We start from the raw sequence: 22,953 nt of genomic DNA, 5'->3' as shown, positions 1-22,953 counted from the left end.
AAAATTTTGCGATCGCCTACGGCGGGCGCTTGCGCCATCGCAAAAAATTTCTAGCCGCTTTCAATTGCATGAAATATAGAACCCTTACTAGGGGAACAAAAATGTTGTTCCCCTTTTTACTGTCCTTTGCGGCTGAGAAACAATTGCACAAAATCTCAGGCGATCGCACAGGGCAAACGCATCTAAATTACTCAAGATTACAACCAGATTTAAGAACTAACGAAAAAATCAGGATTTCTCGTTTGGTTTGGTTTAAGAGGTTGTTTTAAAAGTTCCCAGTTGAGTAAAAAAAGCTCTCAGGGCGTAAGCTGTAGATACGTATTTTCAGTTGGCTCAACTGGTACCGCCGACTTAGCAAAGAATATGAGCAATTACCCGAAACAACTGAGAGTTTCATTTACCTTGCTATGATTCGGCTTATGGTCAGACGACTTGCATAATTTTTTACTGGCTTTGACTTTTCAAACAACCTCTAAACAATTTCTCGCGGCGATCAATAACAACTATTTAACAAGAGTTTTAGCATTAGCTTCAACTAGTTTGTAAATAATTCAGCTTAATATGCTGCTATAACTTTTCACTTACTTTCAGGGAATAATTTCTTTATCTGTACCAAATTAGTGAGGTTTTCTAGCCTTAATAAAGAGTGGCTCGGCTTCAGATAAGCTAATTTAAAATTTTGGGAGTCATTTGATTTATTGTATTTATATTTAATCAAGTTTTGTGATTATCTAGATAATTTTGAAACATTTATTAGTTTTTGTTAAGAAATAAGATGCGTTTACCCTGGACGATCGCAAAGCTTACTTTGACTTGCTATCTAGTTTAGTAAGGTACAAACTCGTAATAAAATACCCATAGTTGAATGGCACTAAGAAAAGATGAAACTGATAGAGCTAATTATCAATGTATGCCACATTCAAAAACACTGAAGGAAAGACAAAATGACTAATCAAACGAACCTCGGCGGCAGTTTTACACTCCCAGGCACTTCAATGTCTCTCAAGCGTATGGGTTATGGCGCTATGCAACTCGCAGGGCCTGGTGTTTGGGGACCCCCGCGCGATGTTGACGCCGCCATTGCCGTTCTGCGCGAAGCTGTTGCCCTCGGAATCAATCACATCGACCCAGCGATTTCTACGGTCCGCACATTACCAATCAGATTATTCGGCGGGCATTGCACCCCTACCCAGAGGGATTAGTGATCATCACTAAAGTAGGAGCTCGCCGGGACGAGGATAAATCGTGGCCAGTAGCCCTCTCGTCCAAGGAACTCGTCGATGCCGTTCACGATAATCTTCAAAATCTTGGTCTGGAAGCGCTCGATGTCGTGAATCTCCGCCTCCCAGACCAACTGGAATCGGCTGAAGTTTTCATCGAAAAACCGCTTACGGTACTTGCTGACCTGAAGCATCAGGGTCTTATCCGCCATATTGGTCTCAGCAACATCACACCCCAGCAATTCGCAGAGGCTCAGTCGATCACTGAGATTGTTTGCGTCCAGAATCAATACAACTTAGCGCACCGCGACGATGATCCGCTGATCGACGAACTTGCACGGCTCAATATCGCGTTCACGCCATTCTTTCCACTTGGCGGGTTCACGCCGCTGCAATCCTCAGCACTTGAAGCAGCCGCAGCCTCGTTGAAAGCTACACCCATGCAAGTTGCGCTTGCATGGTTGCTTCAGCGCTCCCCTAATATCTTGCTCATCCCAGGCACGTCGTCGGTCGAGCATCTGCGCGAAAATCTTAAAGCCGCGACTCTACAGCTGACTCCAGAAACGATCGCCAATCTGGACTCGATCGCTGCAAACGCTGGGGTGACAGCAGAAATGCACTGAGATCGAGTCCTGAAATCACGCCCGACCGCTGGGGCAGGTGCGTCCATCGCCAGCCGAAGGGCTGACTATAAACGGCAAAGTTGCGTACAAAAGTACTACCTTGGAGTCTCAAACTCTTTATACTACAGGTAATACGCTAAAAAAACCTTGAAGGAATTTTTAGGACTTATTGTTTTTGCCAAGCCTTGGAGAAAAAAGAGTTAATACACCAACTCAGCCTCGTAAATTGGTGTTCGTGTAGCGTGTCCTTTAGGACAAGATATTGTTAATAATAATTGATTCCCTCAATTCTCCTTGTAAAGGAGGGTTGGGGGTATTTTTGCCAGATGAACATGTATCAGCTAGCTAGCAGTCACTTGGTAGTTTGATAGGATGCGATCACTCCTTTAAGTGCTATGCCAAAGTCCTATTCTCTCGTCGCTTATTGACAAGTAATTTTATATAATTATTTAAGACAGTATTTCTACTAGTGTGAAATGTCATGTCTGATTAATATAAAAACTAAAATCTAAGATCCAAAATGGCTAAAAGCTTGAGTACTGAACAGCAGCAGCGGTTGCAGCAACGGTGGAAAACGCTTCATGCTGAGTGGGAACTGCGAAGTGAAAAATTAAAGTGCTTACGAGCGGATTGGGCTATTGAGGTAGGGACGGCGGTAAAGTTTCAATTAGAAAAGCAGATTCAATATGAAGAGGATAAGTTAGACGATATTGATCAGCAGTTAAATGATATTGAAGCAAAATTGCAATTGCCTTCTCATACAAAAATAATCCCAGATAGTATATCTCAGGGAAAAGGATATAAGACTTATGAAGTACTATCAAGCACCAAAGCCATTGAAGTTTTTATATCTTAATTCCCGTGAAGATGAAAAATTGTTAAAGGACTTAGAAAAATATCTCAGTAGTAGTTTGGAGGGAATTAAAATTTGGCATGAAGCTAAAACTATAGGAGGGCAAACCCCAAAAGTTGAGATTGAGAAACATCTGAATTCAGCCGATATAATTCTCCTATTGATTAGTCCGAATTTTCTAAGTGACTATGATAATAAAATTGAAATAAACCTAGCGAAAGCCAGAGAACAACCTATAAAAGCTACTGTTATTCCTGTACTTCTCACCAAAATTATTGGTTGGGAGCGCTATAGTTTTGCTAATTTAAAACTTGCGAATCTTGAGCCTTTACCTCAAAAAGACAAATTTATAACTGATAGAAGGGTCTGGATAAATAAAAATGATGCTTTTTACTTTACTGCTCAAGGTCTTGAGAAAGTCAAGCAAGATAAAACTAGTAGAAATAACCTAAAATAACAACTTTTATTGACTGAGGGTTATGTCTTTATCCCCTAGCTCCACCAAAAATATTCAAATAGTATTTATCTACTCATGTTCTAGTCGTCAAGATGAAAATCTTCGACAAGATTTAGATAAGCACTTGAGTACATTGAAGGACTCAGGTGTGTTTATGGAATGGTGTAAATACTCGCTTGATACATCACATTTTTCTGATGAAAAAAATAATCATAACTTTAACATTTTAAGGACATCTGATGTGGTTGCACTACTTGTTAACCCACAATTGATTTCTCTAATTCAAAATACAACTTCATTTTCTACTGAAATTCAGTGGATATTACAGAAAGGTAAACAGGAAGAAATCATTGTTGTACCTTTGCTCATACGCGAAGTTCATGGCTGGGAGAAAGTATTGGATGATTTCAATCCACTACCGAAATCTAGAATAGCTGTAAAAAAATCATCAGACACTGATGGAGCCTTTGCTAAGATAGCTGAAGGTCTGGAAGAAATAATTGAAAAACTTAAACAAGACTATCAAAAATTACAGGAATATAGGCAGATTTTTTCTACTGCGATTCAGAAGGAGTATCCTCTGAGTGCTCAAACACTAAATACTTTAATCAGTATCAAGCATAATTTAGAATTAAAAAATAAATATATAGAAGTAATAGAACAAGAAATAACTGCCCAAGCCGAACAAGAATATAATCAAAAATTACAACGATATAAACAAGAATTTTTTATGATAATTCGACGAAGTAACAGTGTTAGTGAGCAAGAGCGTGAAAAATTAAAGACTATCCAAAATGATTTAAATCTTAAAGATAAAGTTGTAGCTGTAATCGAGAGTGAAGTTAGTGAAACAATTTATACTCAACCAATTCGGCGACTTATTGGCTATGAAAATCAAGCTACTTCAAACGTCGTCATTGCTATTAGTGTGATTGTAGTTGCTGCACTTTTAGGATTTTGTAACTCTTTTTCAGAGACACAATTTACTAATTTAGAAAATCAAGGAAAAAATAAGCTTGAGATTAATCATAAAAATATTGATTATATGAAACGTGGCAATGACCACTATTTGCAAAAAAATTATCAAGCAGCAATTAAAGATTATACCCAAGCTATTCAAATTGCTCCTAAAAATGTTAACGCTTATATAAAACGTGGTCAGAACCGCCATTTTATCAAAGATTATCAGGCAGCAATTAAAGATTATAACCAAGCTATTCAAATTGCACCTAAAAATGTTAATGCGTACAGGAAACGCGGTGATACTCAATATTCTCTAAAAAAATACCAGGCAGCAATCGACGACTATACCAAAGCTATTCGCCTTTCTCCTAACTCAGTTGATGCCTATAAAAGTCGTGGTTTTGTTTATGAGAATAACTTACAAAATAAACAAGAAGCAATTAAAAGTTATCAGAAAGCAGCAACTCTTTACAAAAAACAAGGAGCAACAGATAAATACAAAAAAATTATTTATAAAATCCAGAAGCTTCAGCAGAGAAAGCCCCAATCTTCCAATTAAATTTATCCTAACCTCTACCAGATCGGATAATGAGAAGAAATAAAAATTACCTTGAACTTGTCACAAGATTAGTAATGCGATCGCTTTCACTAATTTCTCAATAAACCTCATGCGGTGCGGAATATATGCTATAATGATTAACCACCGCTTCCTACTGCATTGATTGCAGCGTCTAATGCGATCGCCACATGAGTCCAATGAGTCCCCCCCTGGCAATAAACCACATACGGCTCACGCAATGGCCCATCTGCCGATAATTCCAAGGTACTCCCTTCAATAAATGTCCCCCCAGCCATGACTACCTGGCTCTCATACCCCGGCATTTCATCTGGAATAGGGTCTAAGTAGGAACCGATCGGAGAATGCTGTTGTATGGCTTTACAGAAAGCAATTAGCTTTTCGGCAGAACCGAGTTTAATTGCCTGAATTACATCCCCACGGGGAGCCAGGGGTGCGGGATTGACTGGATAACCGAGTTTGTCAAATACATAACCAGTAAGATAAGTCCCTTTCATCGCCTCTCCTACCATTTGCGGAGCCAGAAATAGTCCTTGGAACAGCAGGCGATTTTGGTCAAAAGTAGCACCGCCATAACTACCGATACCGGGAGCAGTGAGGCGACAGGCGGCTGCTTCCACTAAGTCGGCGCGACCTGCAACATAACCGCCAGCGCTAACAATGGTGCCACCAGGATTTTTAATCAATGACCCTGCGATTAAATCAGCACCGACGGCTGTAGGTTCCCTGGTTTCGATAAATTCACCGTAGCAGTTATCCACAAAGCAAACGGTGTTCGGGTTTTGCTGTTTGACTAAGTGGACGATTTTTTCAATATCGGCAATTGATAAACTAGGACGCCAAGAATAGCCACAAGAGCGCTGAATTAACACTAAACGAGTGTTTTCAGCCACACTACTACTTAAAGCTTGCCAATCTATAGTTCCTTCGGGCGTTAGCTCCAATTGGCGGTAATTTATGCCAAACTCAATAAGGGAACCTTGACCTTGACCCCGTAAACCAATGACTTCTTCAAGCGTATCGTAGGGAGAACCGACCACTGCTAACATCTCATCTCCAGGACGAAGCACACCAAACAAAGCACAGGCGATCGCATGAGTTCCCGAAACAAACTGCACTCGCACGGCCGCAGCTTCGGAACCCATAACTTCAGCAAAAACTTTATCTAAAGTTTCTCGTCCTAAATCATCGTGACCATAGCCACTTACACCAGCAAAGTGGTGTGCGCCTACACGGTGATTACGAAAGGCATCCAGCACTCGTTTTAGATTATGCTTGACCTGAGTGTCAATTCCAAAAAAAATTTCTAACAGTGCCTGTTCTGCTTGCCGCAGCTGTTCTAAGCTGTTCATCAGTTCCTCGTTCAAAAAAATTATAGATATGCGGATTTTAAAAGCGCACAGACTAGGCTGGAAAATTCAAATTCAGGTTACTGCATGACAATTGCTACCTTAACTAAACCTCAAATTAACTGGGTTAATACCCTCTTTTTCATTGGACTGCACATCGGCGCTTTGTTTGCCTTTGTTCCTGGTAACTTTAGCTGGACAGCAGTTGGTGTGGGTTTCTTGCTGTACTGGGTGACTGGTGGTTTAGGCGTTACTCTGGGATTTCACCGCCTTGTTACCCACCGCAGTTTTCAAACTCCCAAGTGGCTTGAGTATCTCCTGGTTTTCTTCGGCACACTCTCCTGTCAAGGAGGCCCAATTGAGTGGATCGGGACACATCGGATTCATCATTTAAACTCTGATACGGACTCTGACCCCCATGATTCTAATAAAGGCTTCTGGTGGAGCCACATGGATTGGCTGATTCATTATTGTCCGGCTCACGCTCAAGTTCCTCGTTTTACCAAAGACATTGCCGAAGACCCAGTTTATCAGTTTTTAGAAAAATATTTCATTTTGATCCAAGTTGCTCTAGGTGTACTGCTTTTACTTCTGGGTGGCTGGCCTTTTGTTATTTGGGGAATTTTTGTTCGCATTGTCTGGGTTTATCACTGCACTTGGTTGGTAAACAGCGCTACTCATAAATTTGGCTATCAGAGCTATGATTCTGGTGATAGATCGACTAATTGTTGGTGGGTAGCCGTACTAGTTTTCGGTGAAGGCTGGCATAATAACCATCATGCCTTTCAATACTCAGCTCGTCATGGGCTGGAATGGTGGGAAATCGATTTAACTTGGATGACTGTTCAATTGCTACAAGTGCTTGGTCTGGCTACTAATGTGAAGTTGGCAAACAAAAATTAGTGATGAGTTAGGAGTTAGGAGCAAAGCCGGAGACGCTCCGCCTCAGGTTATAAGTTAAAATTTCTATCTTTTTTAACTCATAACTCATCACTTCTAACTTCTCACTTTTCAAAAGTCTATTTACGGGTGCGCTTGTGTCGGTTAGGTTGCTATAATCCGAAGCGCTAATGTTAAGAAATTTTGCGGCAAGTTGCTTTTTGGTGACTTGGTGGAGGAGTTTGTTGTTTTTCAGGTGTTCATGACTACATCAATAATTAACAGCCAGAAATTAAGTGACGAGCCTGGTAATTCCGATCTAAGGCTCAAAGATATTGTCAAAACCCTGCCACGGGAATGTTTTCAGCAGAACCGTCGCAAAGCTTGGACACAAGTAATAATCAGTGTCTTAGCAGTTGCCTTGGGCTATTACAGCCTGGCCATCACTCCTTGGTTTCTTTTGCCCCTAGCTTGGATTTTTACGGGTACTGCTTTAACAGGTTTTTTTGTAATTGCCCATGATTGTGGTCACAGGTCTTTTGCCAAACGTCGTTGGGTAAATGATTTGGTGGGGCATTTTTTCATGATGCCGTTAATTTACCCCTTTCACAGTTGGCGGATTAAGCATAATTATCACCATACTCATACCAACAAACTGGATGAGGATAACGCTTGGCATCCAATCAGACCAGAAGTGTTTGAAAATTGGGATAAAACCCGGCAGTCTGCTTTTGAACTGTTCATGCGTAAACGCTTCTGGTGGGTAGGTTCCATTGGACATTGGGCAGTTGTGCATTTTGATTGGCGGAACTTTAAAACTAAAGACCAATCGAGTATCAAGCTTTCTGTGGCTGTAGTAGTTGTGTTTGCAGCGATCGCTTTCCCGATTCTCATCGCCACAACTGGTATCTGGGGATTTGTCAAATTTTGGCTAGTGCCCTGGATGATTTACCATTTTTGGATGAGTACTTTTACTATTGTTCACCATACTGCCGCAGATGTTCCTTTTGTGACAGCGAACAAGTGGAACGAAGCTCTAGCACAGCTATTTGGCACTATCCATTGCGATTATCCGCGTTGGATAGAAATCCTGTGCCACGATATCAATGTTCATGTCCCTCATCATATTTCCACTGCGATTCCCTCTTATAATTTGCGGCTAGCTTACAGCAGCATCAAAGAAAATTGGGGGACTTATCTGCATGATGATTGTCAGTTTTCTTGGCTTTTAATGAAGCAGATTACAGATCAGTGTCAACTGTACATAACTGATGTTGGCTATAAGACTTTTAACGAATATTACACAGAGCGATAAATAGCGTTGTAATTACACTTACGCTCTTGCACCAACGAGAGCGTTTATCGTGCTGTGTTCAAATAGAATCTGGCAATTGTTTGCTGACTAAAATTTTAGGTAAATTGCCAGAATTTATCCGATTGGATGTTAGCGATCGCTAGTTTCGTGGGCATCCTAAAGGTGAGATTATCTTGTCTCAAATAAAGTTCCGATTTATATCCAACAAAAGAATCCAGTGCAATCAAATATTATCAGGTTCAACAATCCTCTTGACAGTGAAACGTCTGAGGATACGACTAAATTACCTTTCACTCTTCAGGATTTAAAAGCTGCAATTCCTGCTGAATGCTTTCAACCCAATGTGACAAAATCACTTTTTTACTTCTTTCGTGACATCCTGATTATCGGTCTGCTTTATGCAGTAGCTCATTACCTGGATTCTTGGCTTTTCTTCCCGATTTTCTGGTTAATGCAAGGAACGATGTTTTGGGCTTTGTTTGTAGTCGGACATGACTGCGGACACCAATCTTTTTCTAAGCAGAAATGGCTCAATGATTTGATTGGACATCTTTCTCACACACCAATACTTGTTCCTTATCATGGTTGGCGGATTAGTCACAGAACCCATCACAAAAATACTGGCAATATCGATAACGATGAAAGCTGGTATCCTGTGACAGAATCAGAATACAAGGAGATGCCTTTAGCACAAAAGATAGGCAGATATTATGTTTTTTTATTGGCTTATCCTGTGTATCTGTTTAAGCGTTCTCCTAATAAGGAAGGCTCCCACTTTTTGCCCAGCAGTTCGCTTTTCAAACCATCGGAAAAATGGGATGTCATCACTAGTACTGTACTTTTGATTGGTATGGTAGGTTTGCTAGCTTTTCTTACCTACCAATGGGGTTGGATGTGGTTATTGAAATATTACGCTGTACCCTACATTGTGTTCGTAATTTGGCTAGATTTGGTAACATTCTTGCATCATACCGAGCCAGAGCTTCCCTGGTATCGTGGAGAAGATTGGACTTTCCTGAAAGGTGCAGTTTCTAGCATTGACCGTAATTATGGTTTGATCAATCATATCCATCATGATATCGGTACTCATGTTGCTCACCATATATTCCTTAACATCCCTCACTACAATTTGCTGAAGGCAACTGAGGCAATAAAACCAGTGATGGGTGAGTATTTCCACAAATCGGAAGAACCAATTTGGAAGTCATTATGGAATTCATGTATCATCTGCCATTTTGTACCTGATACTGGTAGTAAGGTTTACTACACATCCAATAATAAGTTAGCTAAAGGCTAAGACTCAGATTCCCGACTTCTTTAAAAAGTCGGGAATTTTGTATTTTCATCAGTGCTTTCTGACTATTGAAGGTTGAGCACTCCTTCATTAAGATAAACCTTGATAGAAATTGCATTCCAGATTACCCAAATACCTTAAGAAAACTTACCTTTTGAGGGGCGATCGCATATTACATTATTAGTGCTTCTAACTCTGTCAGTATTTGAGTGTCCTTAGCCTGCCGTAAATTTCAACTTCCTGGCTGTAAGCTTATTAAAATACAGAGGTAAAATAAAAATAGATAGATGACGTTCGCGGATTCTTGCCCCTACCCTGACAGTTAGGATTTATTTTCTCCAAACTCTTGCTGTCTCCGTGGGTAAAGATTAACATATCTGTGGGCAGAGGTAATATCTCCTCAAACCAACCCTGACAACAGTGACAAACCCTTCGGCTGTCTACTTTGAATCCTCTTGGGCGCCAGTTAAGTTTATCTGCATGTAGTGACTTAAGACCATTACCTGCTAGGTTTATAAATCAGCACAGACTATACTATAAACAATTTACCCAAAACTCTTTCCAGCTTTAAAATCAGAGGTATCAATGATTATAACTAATTTTAGCAAACAAAGAAATGAATTTAAGGAATCTAAAGTACTCAAAGCTAAACCACATTGGCAAGGACAAAATTTGAGCGATACTGCTGTCAAAGGTAAAGATACCAAGAAGATGCAAGATACTGCATCTGATAGTTCGATTTTCAATAGCTTCAATCGTGGTCGAGTTGCTATTTTTATTGATGGCTTAAGCCTATTTCATACAGCTTTGCAACTCGGTATAGAAATTGACTACGTTAAATTGCTGTGTCGTTTAACCAACGGTTCAAGACTGTTGCGTGCTTTCTTTTATACTGGGGTTGAGATCAGCAATGAAAAGCAACAGGGTTTTCTATTGTGGATGCGTCGTAATGGCTATCGTGTAGTGGCAAAAGAGCTAGTTCTGCCATCAGAGAATTTCAAAAAATCAAATCTGAACGTAGAAATTGCTGTAGACATGATAACTTTAGCTCCTTATTATGATACTGCGGTTTTAGTCAGTGGGGATGGAGATTTAGCCTATGCTGTGAACGCTGTCAGCAGAATGGGGGTTCGGGTGGAAGTGGTAAGTTTGCAAACGACCACTAGTGAAAGCTTGATTGATGTTGCTGACTGCTTCATTGACTTCGAGAGTATTAAAGCACACATACAAAAAGATTCTCATCTTGGCTATAGTTATCGCACGCCCTCAAATTCAAACCTTTAAAACCCTATTTTAAATCTCTCGAAATCTATACTGAGCTATTGCTTGCCTGTAGAAGGTTTATCAGGTTGGGTGGGGTTTGAATCCCCATCCATACCCGTCTTAGTCCCCAGTTGAATCTGCGTATTTTGCTCGGTCTTAATTGAAATGGATATTTTAATAGTTGAAGATGAACCAGAAATTGCTCATTTAATCGAACTCTCTTTAGAAAAAGAAGGATTTTTTTGTCGCATTAGCCGCGATGGCATGAATGCTTTGCGGATGTTTCAGGAGCAACCACCTGATTTAATCATTCTAGATTTAATGATTCCTGGTTTGGATGGGTTGGAAGTTTGTGCCAGAATTCGCCAGAAACCAGGTGTAAAAGATCCTTATATTTTGATGCTCACGGCTAAGGGTGAGGAAATTGATCGCGTTATTGGTCTATCTACTGGTGCTGATGATTACATGGTAAAACCTTTTAGCCCCAGAGAGTTGGTAGCTAGGGTGCGGGCACTATTGCGGCGGAGCCTCCGCCAAGGGGGACAACATCAAGTCAATCGTACCCAACACTTTATCGTAGATGCAGACCAGCGCACTGCCAGTCGTCAGCTGAATTCCAAAGAAGTTGAAATTTTGGACTTAACTACCCTAGAATTTAACTTGCTAACCACCTTTGTCAGCAATCCTAGTAGAGTTTGGAACCGCACTCAACTAATTGATAAACTTTGGGGAGATAACTTTTTTGGCGATGAACGAGTAGTGGATACTCATGTAGCTCGGTTGCGAAAAAAGATTGAGCCTGACCCGGCAAATCCCACTTTTATTAAAACAGTTGTTGGGGTGGGGTATAAATTTGAAGACCCTCTGGTGGCGTAAATCTTATGAAGATGGGGCTGAGAGGGCGGCTATTTTTCTCCCATTTAGTAGTAATGATTGTGGGGGTAGCTAGTCTGGTTAGCATCAGCAAAATCTCTTCTCCCAGGTTGTTTGTCTTACATTTGGAACGATTAGAAAATCAGGGGTTTGACTTAATTGATGTCCGGACTGAATTAGTTACAGGATTTGAACTTGCTTGGCAGCGAAGCACTCTTTGGTCAGTCTTAGTCGGCACCACCGCAGCCGGAGGATTGAGTTACTGGGTGTCCAGCCGGATTATGCAGCGGTTGACCGAGATGGAACAAATCACCCAAAAATTTGCTGCTGGTCAGATGGATGCGCGACTACCTATGTCTGACATTCCAGAACTCAGTGGATTAGGTGCTAGTTTCAACCTGATGGCAGCCAGTTTAGAAGGGGTAGAAGCGCGGCGGCGAGAAGTGATTGGAGATATGACCCATGAACTACGAACACCGTTAACTGTTGTGCGCGGTTACTTGGAAGAACTGGCTGATGGGGAAATTGAAGCGTCTCCTGAAATTTATCGGCGTTTAGCTAGAGAAACTAGGCGCTTAGAGCGCTTGGTGAACGATTTACAAGAACTATCTAAGGCAGAAGCTGGTTATCTACCAATTAATATACAACGGGTAAATCTGCGTCCGTTGTTAGAGTCATTAGTGGAGAAATTCACCGACCAATTGTTGGAAGATGGGCCAGTTCTGCTCTTGCAATGTCCATCTGTGCTACCTCCTGTATTGGCAGATATTGACCGCACAGAACAGGTGTTGGTAAATCTGCTAGGTAATGCAGTACGTTATACTAACGAAGGTTCAATTACCATTCGGGCTGGGACTGAAGCTTCTCTTCTCTGGATTGCGGTTATGGATACAGGTATTGGTATCGCTCCAGAAAATTTGCCCCATGTGTTTGAGCGCTTCTGGCGAGCTGACCAATCGCGCGATCGCCATTCAGGAGGTACTGGTATTGGCTTAACTATTTCCCGTCGTTTGATTGAACTACAAGGCGGTCAGATTCAAGTAGAAAGCGAATTGGGAGTTGGCAGTACGTTTCGGTTTTTTCTGCCTTTGGCTTAACGTTGAGTAAAAACCCTTTAGATACAAGGCATTGACACAAGGTAGTCATGGCTGTGTCATATCCAATTGCTAATTTGAAAGTATCTAAAATCTTGTTTTTTTGATCGATGCCGAGATTTTTGAATTGTTTGGAATATAAAGTTTATTTGGCATTTGGGTAGAATTCTGTATGTCTACTTTTGTTCTGGCTGCTTTTTTGGTTGGTTTAGTCAGTATTTCAGGTTACGCTGCGATCGCCTACCTATTCCCTCAAAATCGTTCCTAAGATTGAGCAAATAACAATCTCTTGCTATTTTGGGTGATTAGCAGATGATTATTTTGATGTTAAGAAAAAGGCAAAGAACGCAGTGCAATTTAGGTAATCCTACCATCAATGTTTTCCAACAAGCGCTAGATCACCCTGGTCGGGAAGTGACCATACTTCGACTTCCTTCGGCTCCGCTCAGGACAGGTCGCTCAGTAACCTCCAAGCTTAAAGAGCGATTCCAAAAATTCAGCAATAAATTCACGGATATTGGCTCAATACCCTATTGGTCAGCGGTGATAATCGCGATCGCAAAGCCGTCATATCCTTTACTGCCCACGGTTTGGATTGCCGTGGCGTTGACGCGCGGCTCAGAGGCAAGCAGTTCATTGAAGCGGCGCACCCCCTGGATGCTAGGATCGCCGCTGGCAGCATCAATCACCGCTCCGTCACGCACAACATTATCGGCGATGATCAGGCTGCCGCGACGGGAAAGCTTGAGCGCCCACGCGAAGTAATCTGGATTGTTTGGCTTGTGGGCGTCAATGAAGATCAGGTCAAATGGGCTGTGACCCTCGGCGGCAATCTGTGGCAGCGTAGAGAGTGCCTGTCCGAGGCGCAGGTCAACGATGTCGGACAGACCAGCGTGGGCGATATTGGCGCGGGCGACTTCGGCGTGCTTTGGGTTAGCCTCCAGGGTGATCAGACGGCCGTTACTGGGTAGCGCCCGCGCCAGCCAGATAGTACTGTAGCCGCCCAACGTGCCAATCTCCAGGATAGTTCGTGCCCCTTGGATCTGCGCCAACAACAGCAGCAGCTTGCCCTGGTTCGGTGAAACGTTGTGCGGCGGCAGTCCGGCCGCGGCGCTGGTCTGGAGCGCCGTATCCAGCGCCGGGTCTGGTGGCACAAGTAAATCAGTAAAGTAACGGTCAACCGCAGTCCATTGCTCTTGAGTCATAGATTCTCGCTTTTTACCCCATCTATAAAATACTCAAGATTAGGTGTCGGACATTGCTTCATTGGAGAGGATTGTAATGATTTCATCCAACGGGCGATCGCGATCGCATTCTTCTGGTGTTTCCTTACCCAAAGAGGTTTCTTTCACCAAACGGTAAACATCAGCTGCTCCATGAAAAATGTCCTCAGTCAGACCTAACTCTTTAAAGGTTTCTGCAATCTCTTCCATTTCTCCTACCCAACGATGCGCTTTCGGTGTCATCGATGGAATTGAACGGGTTAATATACTAGCAAGTTCCTGTTGGCTACTAGACACTTCATCCCATAATTCCTTATCTAACCCTAAACGATGGGCTGCTATTAGTAATTCTGTGCCGATTGCTGTAAGTCCTTTTGTCAGGGCTGCGTAGGACATTTTCAACCCGGAAGCCTGACCAATTTCATCACCAATCACCCGCACATCCAAGCCATGATCCCGCAGTTGTTGGAGTTGACTGGCCTGTTTTCCGGAAGTATAAATGCGGGTGCGATTGGGAACTCGCGGTGGTGGACCAATAATTGATGCATCTACGAATGTTCCCCCAACTGATTCAATAAGTTGAGCGATATTTATGACTTTTTGGGGTGCGATCGCATTGCAATCAACGTAGAGGATCTGTTTACCAACATTGCTGATCACTTCAGTTACTTGCTTTGCTGCTTGGGTCGCTGCTGCGGGGACTAGAACTGACAAGACTAGATCAGATTCAATTACCAGTTGTCTGAGGGAACCCACATCTTGGATGTTGGCTGCGGCTGCTAATTGCCGAGTTCGTTCACTGCGATCGTCTAAAGCCGCAATAGTTTTCAATCCATGTTGATTGAGAACAGCTGCGATCGCTTGCCCCATATCACCTGGACTTAAAATACCAATAGTTTGGATAGGCATAGAAAATTTTATATTTACTTTGTGGCTGACAAGTTAATTAAGATAATTGAGTTGTCAAGAAACTACGGAAAATTGATATATATGCCGTATTTAAATTAAACCACGGATAAGCTTAATACCATGAACCTTTTAAGCAGCATAATCAATTTCGTCACATTTGCGCCATGAATTTGTCATAGATTTGTCAAACAAATGTGCGAATCTCAGCGTGAATAAGTTTAATCATGTGCATAAGGTGGGATTAGATGCCTTTTACTTATCTTTAAGTTCTCCTCATAACCTCAGCACAGACTTCAGAGGCTTTATTAATTTTCCTTGAATATCTCATTTTAGCATCATAACCCGTGTATGATACAGAGTTTTTGAGGGTTTTATTTATTAAAATCAGCACGATAAAAATGAAACTATTGCCTCAATTAAGAGTCTGTGGGATAATCCAAAATTGATACTAATAAAATTACCAAAGCCAGTAAATCATATTCAGGATTTTTTGGTGTTCTATAATGCATGCCAATGAATCAACGGAGTATTTGCTTCTAGAGAAACAAATAAATGAAGCCAAGGCATTTCAGAAAGAGTAAATTGTCAATCTAGCACAATCGAGTTGAGTTTGTGAGTTTATTCAGTAAGTATCATGGACATACAAAATAATCGCTTTAGGTCGATTGGTTTTGCTTTTATTCCCCTTGTAGCTTTAGTAATATTTGTGGGAATTGTTGTAGTCAGAAAGATCCAAATAAAACTACTTTGGGATAGTGTCGAAGTTGCTCAAGAACAAAAAGACAGTACAGCAAGAATTGAAGCGCTGGAAAAACTGGTTAAGGCTGATAATACCCTGAATAATATTCCATTGAATGATGTCGATTTCTCCAGTGTCAACCTTGAAGATGCCGACCTTGAAGAGGCCGACCTCAAGAGTGCCAACCTCAGCAGTGCCAAGCTGGAACGTGCCGACCTCAAGAGTGCCGACCTCAAGAGTGCCGACCTTAGCAGTGCCAACCTCAGCAGTGCCGACCTCAGCAAGGCCAACCTAACCAGTGCCAACCTTGGCAATGCCAACTTAACCAGTGCTAACCTCAGCAGTGCCAATCTAACCAGTGTCAATCTCAGAGATGCCCACCTTCAAGGTGCTAACCTCAGCAGTACCAACTTCAGTAGTGCTAACCTTCAAGGTGCTAACCTTCAAGGGGCTAACCTTCAAGGGGCTAATATCACGAGTGCAAAACTCAGCAATGTCAACCTTCAGGGTGTCAACCTTGAAGGTGTCAATATCAAGAGTGCCAACCTTGAAAATGCCAACCTTGAAAATGCCAACCTTGAAGATGCCGACCTCAAGAGTACAAATCTTCAAGATGCCAATCTTCAAGATGCCAATCTTCAAGGTGCCAACCTTGAAGATGCTCAAAACCTAACTCTTCAAAAGCTCAAAGCAGCTAAAAATTGGGAGAGAGCTTGCTACGACCGAGAATTTCGCAAACAACTAGGCTTACCTCCAGGAAACCCCAGCCAATGCTGACCAATTTTCTTGTACAGTCGAAGTTTTGTCTAAAGAGGGAAGCTTTCATAAGATTACGGATATCTTTATAATCCCAATGAGTCAACGGATTATTTACTTCTACGAAAACAATTAAGTAAGTGGTCAAGAATAAATTCAACTATCTTATGCAATGTAAATCTAATTAAATTAACTTGTCGTAAGCGCCTCCAGCCTTATTTTGGGGGCTAGAGCCGCTTACTACAAACCTTTAATTATTTACGCCCACTTATTTAAATCAAGTCAAAGTATTTCAGCAGGAGAAAGCTGCAAACCTAGTGCAATCGAGTTGAGTTTGTGAGTTTATTTAGCAAAGTATTATGGACAAAAAAAATAATCGCTTTAAGTCAATTCGTTTTGGTTCTATTCTCCTCGTGGCTTTAGTAATCTTTGTGGGAACTGTTGTATATAAAAAGATAGAAATAAAACAACTTTTGGATACTGTCGAAGCTGTTCAAGGACAGAAAGACAGTACAGCAAGAATTGAAGCGCTGGAAAAACTGGTTAAGGCTGGAAAAACTCTGAACAATATTTCATTGAATGATGCCAACCTTGAAGGTGCCGAGCTTGAAGATGCCAATTTCTCCAGTGCCAACCTTGAAGATGCCAATTTCTCCAGTGCCAACCTCAAAGGTGCCAAACTTAAGAGTGCCAAGCTCAAACGTGCCAACCTCAAACGTGCCAACCTCAATAGTACCGACCTAAGCAGTGCCGACCTTAAGAGTGCCGACCTCAAGAGTGCAAACCTTGAAGATGTTAACCTAAGCAGTGCCGACCTTAAGAGTGCCGACCTCAAGAGTGCAAACCTTGAAGATGCTGACCTCGAACGTGCCAACTTTGAAGGTGCCGACCTCGAACGTGCCAACCTCCAGAGTGTTGACCTCGGACAAAGTACCCAAATCGAAGATGCCAACTTATTTAATGTCAACTTTGAAGGTGCTAACCTCAAGAGTGCCAATTTCTCCACTGCCGACTTCTCCAGTGCCGACCTCAAGAGTGCCCACCTCGAACGTGCCAACTTTGAAAATGCCAAGCTCTCCAACGCCAACTTTGAAGATGCCAAGCTCTCCAACGCCAACTTTGAAAATGCCAACCTTGAAAGTGCCAAACTCTCCAACGCCAACCTTGAAAATGCCAACCTTGAAAATGCCAACCTTGAAGGTGCCAACCTTGAAGGTGCCAACCTTGAAGGTGCCAACCTTGAAGGTGCCAAGCTCAAGAGTGCTAACCTGAAAAGCGCTCGTCACCTAACTTTTCAAAAGTTAAAAGCAGCTGAAAATTGGGATCAAGCCTGCTATAATCCAGAATTTCGCACACAACTGGGCTTGTCTTTAGAAAATTCAAACCAATGCTGAGTAATCAATGTATTCGGTCGTGGTGGCTAAAAACCCTCATAAATTGGGGAAGTGTAGATGTCTTCAGTTTTGAATCTCTAATAGGGATTTAGATGAATTGCAATTGCTTTTCAGAGATCGTGCGGATGACAATTGGGTCATTAGTGGGGTGAAATGCTTGCTGGGATTGAGATAGAAGCACTTTTTTTCGGCTGGGGAATTTATACACCTACCCTTGGGCGCATTTGACATCCAAGAACCTGACCAGAAGGGGACTCATAACGAAGAAATGGCTTGAAACCCTATAATACAAATCGCCGCAATTCAGGAAAAACCTTAGACACCTTACTCAACACATAATCACCATAGGTTCCGCGAAAATCATGAACATTAGCTTTATCCCAGCGATCGCCTATATTATGATTCGCCACTATATTATCTAATTCAATCGGCTTCACTTCTACATCGAAATTGGGATCGAAAAAGAAAGGGAACGAAAGGCGATGATTTTGGGACTGGTTCTGCACACGATGAGGTGTAGAACGATAAAAACCTGCCGTCATCTTGTCTAGCATATCGCCAATGTTGCATACAAAAGAACCGGGAACGGGAGGCGCAGCAACCCAACCTGACTTGGATTTAACCTGTAATCCGCCTGAGTCGTCCTGCTTGAGAATGGTCAAAACGCCATAATCAGTATGTTCGCCAACGCCCCATATCGGTTCACCATCTGACGGTGATAAATTAGGAGGATAGTTGAAGATGCGAAACAGCACTAGCGGATCTGAAGTGTAACGGTCAGCAAAGTAGGATTCTTCTAATCCCAAACTCAGGGCTATACCAGTCATCAGAGTATGTCCCAAGTTTGTCATTGCCTGCATATATTCAAGCACTGTTTCGCCAAATTGGGGGATGTTGGTGGGGAAGAGGTTGCAACCATGCATAGGAGTACCAGCTTGCACTAGTGGGTGTTCCTCTCTCAGTTCGGCGCCAAAGTAAATACCTTCTTTCAAGTCGGGTTTACCGGATGTCAGTTCGCCACCAACCGGGAAATAACCTCGCCATGCAATACCTGCCAAAGCCATGCGGATTTTAAGTTTAGTTTCCAAATCCTGGGCGAAAAACTGACGGCTGAGTTCTTCGAGTCGCTGCTGCAAACTTTCGTCTACACCATGTCCGATAATATAGAAAAACCCCGATTCTCGACATGCTTGTCTAATTTGTGATGCGACGGAATAGCGATCGCCTTTTCCAGAAACCAAGGCGCTGATACCAATAATCGGGACGGATGAAAACCCTTTTTCCACAACTTGCAAGTTTTTCATGTTCAGGTTGGTAATAATATATATTCTTAGCTCCTTTATTTTGGTTATGGCTGAAGCCGAACCCTGTTTATAAAAAATGTAAAGTGATCAAAATCAAGCGATCGCCTTCAAATGAAGATTGATTTTGAAGCAATACAATAGTCATTTCAAAAATGAAAAACGGTATCTTTAAGTGGGTTATCATCTGTGCTTTGTGTACTTTTTTAGCAACTTCGCTCCCCGCCTTTGATCAGGGTAAAAGCATACAGAGTTCCTTTACAAACGAAGCGTCTCAAAGACCAAATCGCAAAGGCGTTTCCCAATTTTCCCTTGGTATACTTTGGCTCGGGAAGGTTTAAGGAAGTGGGCAATCCCCAAAATCAACGGGTATTTTTTAAAACTTATCGCATGACGCTAAACGCGGAAAAGAAGCAATATTGGCGATATTACGCCCTAAAACTGAGGAAGAGAAGATTTAAACGCAGAGGAACGCAAAGGTAAACGCAAAGGAGCGCAAAGTAAAAACTAATTATCAATTACAGTTGGGATTAAAATCGCTGACCTGTAGTAACTTCAAATCTAATTTCTCCTTGGTCGCTAATTGCTAAGTCGCCTCGAATTAGCCCAAAGGATGACTTGACTCGCAATCCTAAACCGTAACCAAAGCCACTTCCAGGTTTGTCTGGCAGCACTCCTGGTTCTCCTAGCACGGTGTCACTAGACCCGAAATCTGAGGCCAAGTCAGTAAAGAGAACTCCTCCTATTGATTGAAAAATTGGGAACCGATATTCCACCGAAGCTAAACCATAACTTCGACCACTGGCAACTTTACCATAACCGTAACCCCTAACAGAATTTAGTCCGCCAATATTAAAGGCATCAGCTGGTGGAAAGTCTCCAATAGTTGTGCCAATTTGTAAATTAATCGCCAACATTTCGGGATTGTCGGTTGTTCTACCATTACCTATCCAACTGACTGGTAAATACTGAATATAGTCTCCCCGTAGGCGGTTGCTGGAAATATTACCCAGTCCAATGGGAATCGCTTGTTCTGTGCTGAAGGTGAGGATTGATCCTTGAGTCGGATTCTCTCGGCGATCGCGTTGATCTTTGGATATTGCAAATGATACTGTAAATAGGTCATCAATGCCAGTACCGCTCACAGATAAGGGACTCCCTAATCTATCGACTTGTGCAACGTTATATTCGTGATCCCGTAGGCTAATTCTGCTATAGTTGAGTGCCACTGATGTATCCCACTCATCAAAAGCTCCTAAAACTCCCACAGAACCGCCAAATCTTCCCTCGCGCACTTTATCGCCGTTAGATAATCTGATATCTTCGTTGAAGGTTCCCGATATATCTCGACGACGAAAAGCTCTAATGCTATAGCCTAAGCGATTTGGTTCTTCAGGACGATAACGACTAGTGAATTGACCATTAAACTGGACATCTTTACTGCTGAACTGCACAGTTGTATCTAATTTATCGTTAAGACCGCTGATATTTGCATCTTTATAACCTACCCGACCGTATAGGCCAACATCATCGTTATTACCGCCTCCTAAGATTAGAGAAGGGAAGTCACGCTCTTTGATTTCATAGATGATATTAACGCTGGAAACATCTTCTTCAGGGTAAACATTGACTTGATTGAATGACTCTAATCTCCTCAATCGTTGCAAGTCCGCTTCAAGTAAATCCTTACGGAATACCTGACCAGGCTTGAGTTTCAGCAGACCAATGATAAAATCTTTCTGAGTCCGCCCTTTAATCGGCTGACCTTTGTCATCGAATAACTTACCTTTTCCATTAATAAAACGAATCTGGATATCTTTGACAACTTTCTGAGAAAATTCCATCGTCTGGGCATTTACTGAAGTCGCTCCTATATAATTACCATATTTGGCAGACCCTCCCTCTTTCTGGATCGTAGCTTCCGGTGTCACAATACTACCAGCCCTATCCTGAGTAGAAGATTGCAAGTCTGCAAGGGCCTCCCGATTTTCCGTACCCACTAACATTACTGCGATCGCAACTACAGTTATTTGAACTCGCATATTGAAAATCCGTTAGTGTTATTAAGTTTACGACATAGAATGGACGGCAGGTTGAGAGAGCTAATTGACAGTTTTGATTTTTCCAATTTTTATGCAACCTCGACAAAGCATCATTGAAATCTTTTCAACTTTTGAGCAATTTGCTGGCGAACGCTTCAGTTGTTGGGCGAGGTAATCAAATTTGCGTCGCCGCATCCAAAGTTGTCTAAACCACACGCCACAAAACACTTCTGAATATTTTTGGGCACTTTATTGGTATAAGTTTTGGCAGCTTCCCGAAACTAAGCCTTTAGCTAGGCAACATCTCATAACTTATTTGCAAGAACCTTGCGATTGAGTATCCCAAAAGACGGTTACTAGTTTCGCCAGTACTTAGTATAAACTGTCAGACTGTTTTCAGATTGCGTAGGCGTAGCCCGTCGTAGACATCGCCCTTGATAAAGTCCTCAAAGGTTTTAACCCCAATCAAGGTTTTTCTTGAAAAAACTACGCTAACGCCATCTTTAGCGGTGCTATCCGCGAAACTTTGCGCCAAAAAAGGGAAGTTGATATTTGTACAGATTGGGGACTGTTGCGAAAAATCACTAAAAACATTTACAGCCCTTTCCCAATAATGAAGATATTGCGATAACTGCCATAGAACAACTTTACGTAGAAGTTGCATTGGAAGCAGGAGATGGCATAGTCTGGGAAATAGAACCTCTTCCCGAAAATTATGACCAAGAAATACTCAGATTTTAAGCTTTTGTTTGGCTTTTTTATAGATAATTACAGTGGAGAATTATTTAGTAAATCCACTTCCATATAAAAAGCTATGAGAGAAAAACCTAAAAAAATGCGTATATGGGCGATGCTGTGTCATTTCTCGGCTTTATTAGGGTGGATATTATTGTTTTTTTTGGTATTTATTGGCATCCCTTTATATTTACCCCTAAATCTTTTGGCTCCACTCCTGATTTGGCGATTTAAAAAATCACAATATCCCTGGATTGATCTCCAAGGAAAGGAATCATTAAATTTTCAAATTAATTGGACATTATATACCTTGATTTTCATGGTAATCTCATTATTTTTAGTATTAACTAGCTTTAGTCTGGCAGTGACTACCAATGGTTCAGTTAATGAAATTAAAATAACTTTAGATAGTTTACTAATTGTGTTTATGTTGTTAATATTATTAATTTTGATAGTACAATCATTTATAGTGACTTTTGCTGCTATTAAAGCTTACAATGGTGAGCATTATCGTTACCCTTTGATAATTAGAGTTCTGCGATAAAAAATTATTAAACCTCTGTTGGTTAATACTTACGATAGCTTTATAAAAATAGACAACGGCAGGCTGTACTTTTTCCACAAACCAATTTGTGATCACGCTCGTGAAAAAGCTGAACAATAATTTACTATGGAACTACAAGCTAAACGTTTCTTAGAAGATATTTTAAAAGTGGTGGCTGATGTATCAAAAACTTTAGATCCTCCTAAATCCTCCGATAAATTGGAGGACTTTGAGAAGGTTATTCCCTGCTGAAAAGGCTTGGTCGGGGGGATCTTGATATAACCGTAGACTTTTCAAACATCCTCTTAGTAAAAAGACTTAATTAAATCAAAGCTCTAGTGAGTTAGGACGGTCTCCCACATAAGCGACTAATTTTCCCGTTAGGTAAGCAGCTTTAGCGCTTGAAAAGCTTATATGCAGCAATAAATCCCTGACTAAGAACAAAATTTTTATCTTACATTTAATTACGTCTATCTACTTTGTAACTGTTTAATGAAGTATCGTAAAACTTATTATGAACAATAAAAATCACATAAATATGGGAATAAAA

At 41.5% G+C, this 22,953-nt stretch carries 19 protein-coding genes and 3 pseudogenes; 17 read left to right on the top strand and 5 right to left on the bottom strand.

The window, feature by feature from the left end; genetic code table 11:
• Nucleotides 1-317: 317 nt before the first annotated feature.
• The 5 genes and pseudogenes from V7K85_RS06505 to V7K85_RS06485 form a co-directional block, all read left to right on the top strand.
• Nucleotides 318-440: pseudogene (locus V7K85_RS06505) on the top strand (transposase); the annotation flags it as partial.
• A gap of 737 nt (nt 441-1,177) precedes the next feature.
• Nucleotides 1,178-1,843, top strand: a complete 666-nt coding sequence (locus V7K85_RS06500) for an oxidoreductase (protein WP_334811957.1) — start codon at nt 1,178-1,180, stop codon at nt 1,841-1,843.
• Nucleotides 1,844-2,363: 520 nt separating this feature from the next.
• Entirely contained in the window at nt 2,364-2,699 is a 336-nt protein-coding gene (locus V7K85_RS06495; RefSeq protein ID WP_334811955.1) for a hypothetical protein, read from the top strand.
• Nucleotides 2,653-3,153, top strand: a complete 501-nt coding sequence (locus V7K85_RS06490; RefSeq protein ID WP_334811953.1) for a toll/interleukin-1 receptor domain-containing protein — start codon at nt 2,653-2,655, stop codon at nt 3,151-3,153. The genes V7K85_RS06495 and V7K85_RS06490 overlap by 47 nt, the downstream gene beginning before the upstream one ends.
• Before the next feature lie 22 nt (nt 3,154-3,175).
• The gene (locus V7K85_RS06485; RefSeq protein WP_334811951.1) at nt 3,176-4,675 is read left to right on the top strand and encodes a tetratricopeptide repeat protein; all 1,500 of its coding nucleotides are present in this window, start codon (nt 3,176-3,178) and stop codon (nt 4,673-4,675) included.
• 137 nt (nt 4,676-4,812) lie between these two features.
• On the opposite strand, the gene V7K85_RS06480 is transcribed toward V7K85_RS06485, so the two are convergent.
• Entirely contained in the window at nt 4,813-6,045 is a 1,233-nt protein-coding gene (locus V7K85_RS06480) for a methionine gamma-lyase family protein (protein ID WP_334811949.1), read from the bottom strand.
• An 84-nt stretch (nt 6,046-6,129) separates the two neighbouring features.
• Between V7K85_RS06480 and V7K85_RS06475 the strand changes: the two genes are divergently transcribed.
• From V7K85_RS06475 to V7K85_RS06450, 6 genes are all read left to right on the top strand, one after another.
• Complete coding sequence (locus V7K85_RS06475; RefSeq protein WP_334811947.1) at nt 6,130-6,945, top strand: acyl-CoA desaturase; 816 nt, start codon at nt 6,130-6,132, stop codon at nt 6,943-6,945.
• Nucleotides 6,946-7,183: 238 nt separating this feature from the next.
• Nucleotides 7,184-8,236, top strand: a complete 1,053-nt coding sequence (locus tag V7K85_RS06470) for a fatty acid desaturase (protein WP_334811945.1) — start codon at nt 7,184-7,186, stop codon at nt 8,234-8,236.
• Nucleotides 8,237-8,453: 217 nt separating this feature from the next.
• Nucleotides 8,454-9,533: a fatty acid desaturase gene (locus tag V7K85_RS06465; RefSeq protein ID WP_334811943.1), complete on the top strand. Its 1,080-nt coding sequence runs from the start codon at nt 8,454-8,456 to the stop codon at nt 9,531-9,533.
• 582 nt (nt 9,534-10,115) lie between these two features.
• Nucleotides 10,116-10,814 (top strand): LabA-like NYN domain-containing protein, encoded by a 699-nt coding sequence (locus V7K85_RS06460; RefSeq protein ID WP_334811941.1) that lies wholly within the window; start codon nt 10,116-10,118, stop codon nt 10,812-10,814.
• Nucleotides 10,815-10,958: 144 nt separating this feature from the next.
• Entirely contained in the window at nt 10,959-11,669 is a 711-nt protein-coding gene (locus tag V7K85_RS06455) for a response regulator transcription factor (RefSeq protein WP_334811939.1), read from the top strand.
• A gap of 5 nt (nt 11,670-11,674) precedes the next feature.
• Entirely contained in the window at nt 11,675-12,763 is a 1,089-nt protein-coding gene (locus V7K85_RS06450) for a sensor histidine kinase (protein ID WP_334811937.1), read from the top strand.
• A 527-nt stretch (nt 12,764-13,290) separates the two neighbouring features.
• Here V7K85_RS06450 and V7K85_RS06445 read toward each other — a convergent pair.
• Nucleotides 13,291-13,965, bottom strand: coding sequence for an O-methyltransferase (locus tag V7K85_RS06445; RefSeq protein ID WP_334811935.1), 675 nt, complete (start codon nt 13,963-13,965; stop codon nt 13,291-13,293).
• Between the two features lie 39 nt (nt 13,966-14,004).
• A complete protein-coding gene (locus V7K85_RS06440; RefSeq protein WP_334811933.1) occupies nt 14,005-14,892 on the bottom strand; it encodes an NAD(P)-dependent oxidoreductase in 888 nt (295 codons plus the stop codon).
• A gap of 634 nt (nt 14,893-15,526) precedes the next feature.
• Here V7K85_RS06440 and V7K85_RS06435 point away from each other — a divergent pair.
• Nucleotides 15,527-16,408 (top strand): pentapeptide repeat-containing protein, encoded by an 882-nt coding sequence (locus tag V7K85_RS06435; RefSeq protein ID WP_334811932.1) that lies wholly within the window; start codon nt 15,527-15,529, stop codon nt 16,406-16,408.
• A gap of 338 nt (nt 16,409-16,746) precedes the next feature.
• Nucleotides 16,747-17,781: a pentapeptide repeat-containing protein gene (locus tag V7K85_RS06430; protein ID WP_334811930.1), complete on the top strand. Its 1,035-nt coding sequence runs from the start codon at nt 16,747-16,749 to the stop codon at nt 17,779-17,781.
• A 281-nt stretch (nt 17,782-18,062) separates the two neighbouring features.
• On the opposite strand, the gene V7K85_RS06425 is transcribed toward V7K85_RS06430, so the two are convergent.
• Nucleotides 18,063-19,085, bottom strand: a complete 1,023-nt coding sequence (locus V7K85_RS06425) for an isopenicillin N synthase family dioxygenase (RefSeq protein ID WP_334811928.1) — start codon at nt 19,083-19,085, stop codon at nt 18,063-18,065.
• Nucleotides 19,086-19,612: 527 nt separating this feature from the next.
• A complete protein-coding gene (locus V7K85_RS06420; RefSeq protein ID WP_334811926.1) occupies nt 19,613-21,124 on the bottom strand; it encodes a BamA/TamA family outer membrane protein in 1,512 nt (503 codons plus the stop codon).
• A 91-nt stretch (nt 21,125-21,215) separates the two neighbouring features.
• Here V7K85_RS06420 and V7K85_RS36395 point away from each other — a divergent pair.
• The 4 genes and pseudogenes from V7K85_RS36395 to V7K85_RS06400 all read left to right on the top strand — a co-directional run.
• A pseudogene (locus V7K85_RS36395) lies at nt 21,216-21,713 on the top strand (sigma-70 family RNA polymerase sigma factor); the annotation flags it as partial.
• A gap of 5 nt (nt 21,714-21,718) precedes the next feature.
• A pseudogene (locus V7K85_RS06410) lies at nt 21,719-21,865 on the top strand (DUF1822 family protein); the annotation flags it as partial.
• A gap of 73 nt (nt 21,866-21,938) precedes the next feature.
• The gene (locus tag V7K85_RS06405; RefSeq protein ID WP_334811923.1) at nt 21,939-22,403 is read left to right on the top strand and encodes a DUF4870 domain-containing protein; all 465 of its coding nucleotides are present in this window, start codon (nt 21,939-21,941) and stop codon (nt 22,401-22,403) included.
• 126 nt (nt 22,404-22,529) lie between these two features.
• The gene (locus V7K85_RS06400; protein WP_334811921.1) at nt 22,530-22,655 is read left to right on the top strand and encodes a hypothetical protein; all 126 of its coding nucleotides are present in this window, start codon (nt 22,530-22,532) and stop codon (nt 22,653-22,655) included.
• The last annotated feature ends 298 nt before the right edge of the window (nt 22,656-22,953 follow it).

Origin of the sequence: Nostoc sp., assembly GCF_036917615.1 — a bacterium.
In the GTDB taxonomy this organism is placed as follows: Bacteria; Cyanobacteriota; Cyanobacteriia; order Cyanobacteriales; family Nostocaceae; genus Nostoc.
The sequence above is the reverse complement of the archived record's forward strand: the minus strand, read 5'-3'. Positions and strand labels throughout refer to the sequence as shown.

Coding starts and splice junctions, on each gene's coding strand:
- V7K85_RS06420 (WP_334811926.1), bottom strand. CDS start 21,124: ATGCGAGTTCAAATAACTGTAGTTGCGATCGCAGTAATGTTAGTGGGT.
- V7K85_RS06430 (WP_334811930.1), top strand. CDS start 16,747: ATGGACAAAAAAAATAATCGCTTTAAGTCAATTCGTTTTGGTTCTATT.
- V7K85_RS06435 (WP_334811932.1), top strand. CDS start 15,527: ATGGACATACAAAATAATCGCTTTAGGTCGATTGGTTTTGCTTTTATT.
- V7K85_RS06490 (WP_334811953.1), top strand. CDS start 2,653: ATGAAGTACTATCAAGCACCAAAGCCATTGAAGTTTTTATATCTTAAT.
- V7K85_RS06440 (WP_334811933.1), bottom strand. CDS start 14,892: ATGCCTATCCAAACTATTGGTATTTTAAGTCCAGGTGATATGGGGCAA.
- V7K85_RS06485 (WP_334811951.1), top strand. CDS start 3,176: ATGTCTTTATCCCCTAGCTCCACCAAAAATATTCAAATAGTATTTATC.
- V7K85_RS06480 (WP_334811949.1), bottom strand. CDS start 6,045: ATGAACAGCTTAGAACAGCTGCGGCAAGCAGAACAGGCACTGTTAGAA.
- V7K85_RS06400 (WP_334811921.1), top strand. CDS start 22,530: ATGGAACTACAAGCTAAACGTTTCTTAGAAGATATTTTAAAAGTGGTG.
- V7K85_RS06405 (WP_334811923.1), top strand. CDS start 21,939: ATGAGAGAAAAACCTAAAAAAATGCGTATATGGGCGATGCTGTGTCAT.
- V7K85_RS06460 (WP_334811941.1), top strand. CDS start 10,116: ATGATTATAACTAATTTTAGCAAACAAAGAAATGAATTTAAGGAATCT.
- V7K85_RS06495 (WP_334811955.1), top strand. CDS start 2,364: ATGGCTAAAAGCTTGAGTACTGAACAGCAGCAGCGGTTGCAGCAACGG.
- V7K85_RS06445 (WP_334811935.1), bottom strand. CDS start 13,965: ATGACTCAAGAGCAATGGACTGCGGTTGACCGTTACTTTACTGATTTA.
- V7K85_RS06470 (WP_334811945.1), top strand. CDS start 7,184: ATGACTACATCAATAATTAACAGCCAGAAATTAAGTGACGAGCCTGGT.
- V7K85_RS06450 (WP_334811937.1), top strand. CDS start 11,675: ATGAAGATGGGGCTGAGAGGGCGGCTATTTTTCTCCCATTTAGTAGTA.
- V7K85_RS06455 (WP_334811939.1), top strand. CDS start 10,959: ATGGATATTTTAATAGTTGAAGATGAACCAGAAATTGCTCATTTAATC.
- V7K85_RS06475 (WP_334811947.1), top strand. CDS start 6,130: ATGACAATTGCTACCTTAACTAAACCTCAAATTAACTGGGTTAATACC.
- V7K85_RS06425 (WP_334811928.1), bottom strand. CDS start 19,085: ATGAAAAACTTGCAAGTTGTGGAAAAAGGGTTTTCATCCGTCCCGATT.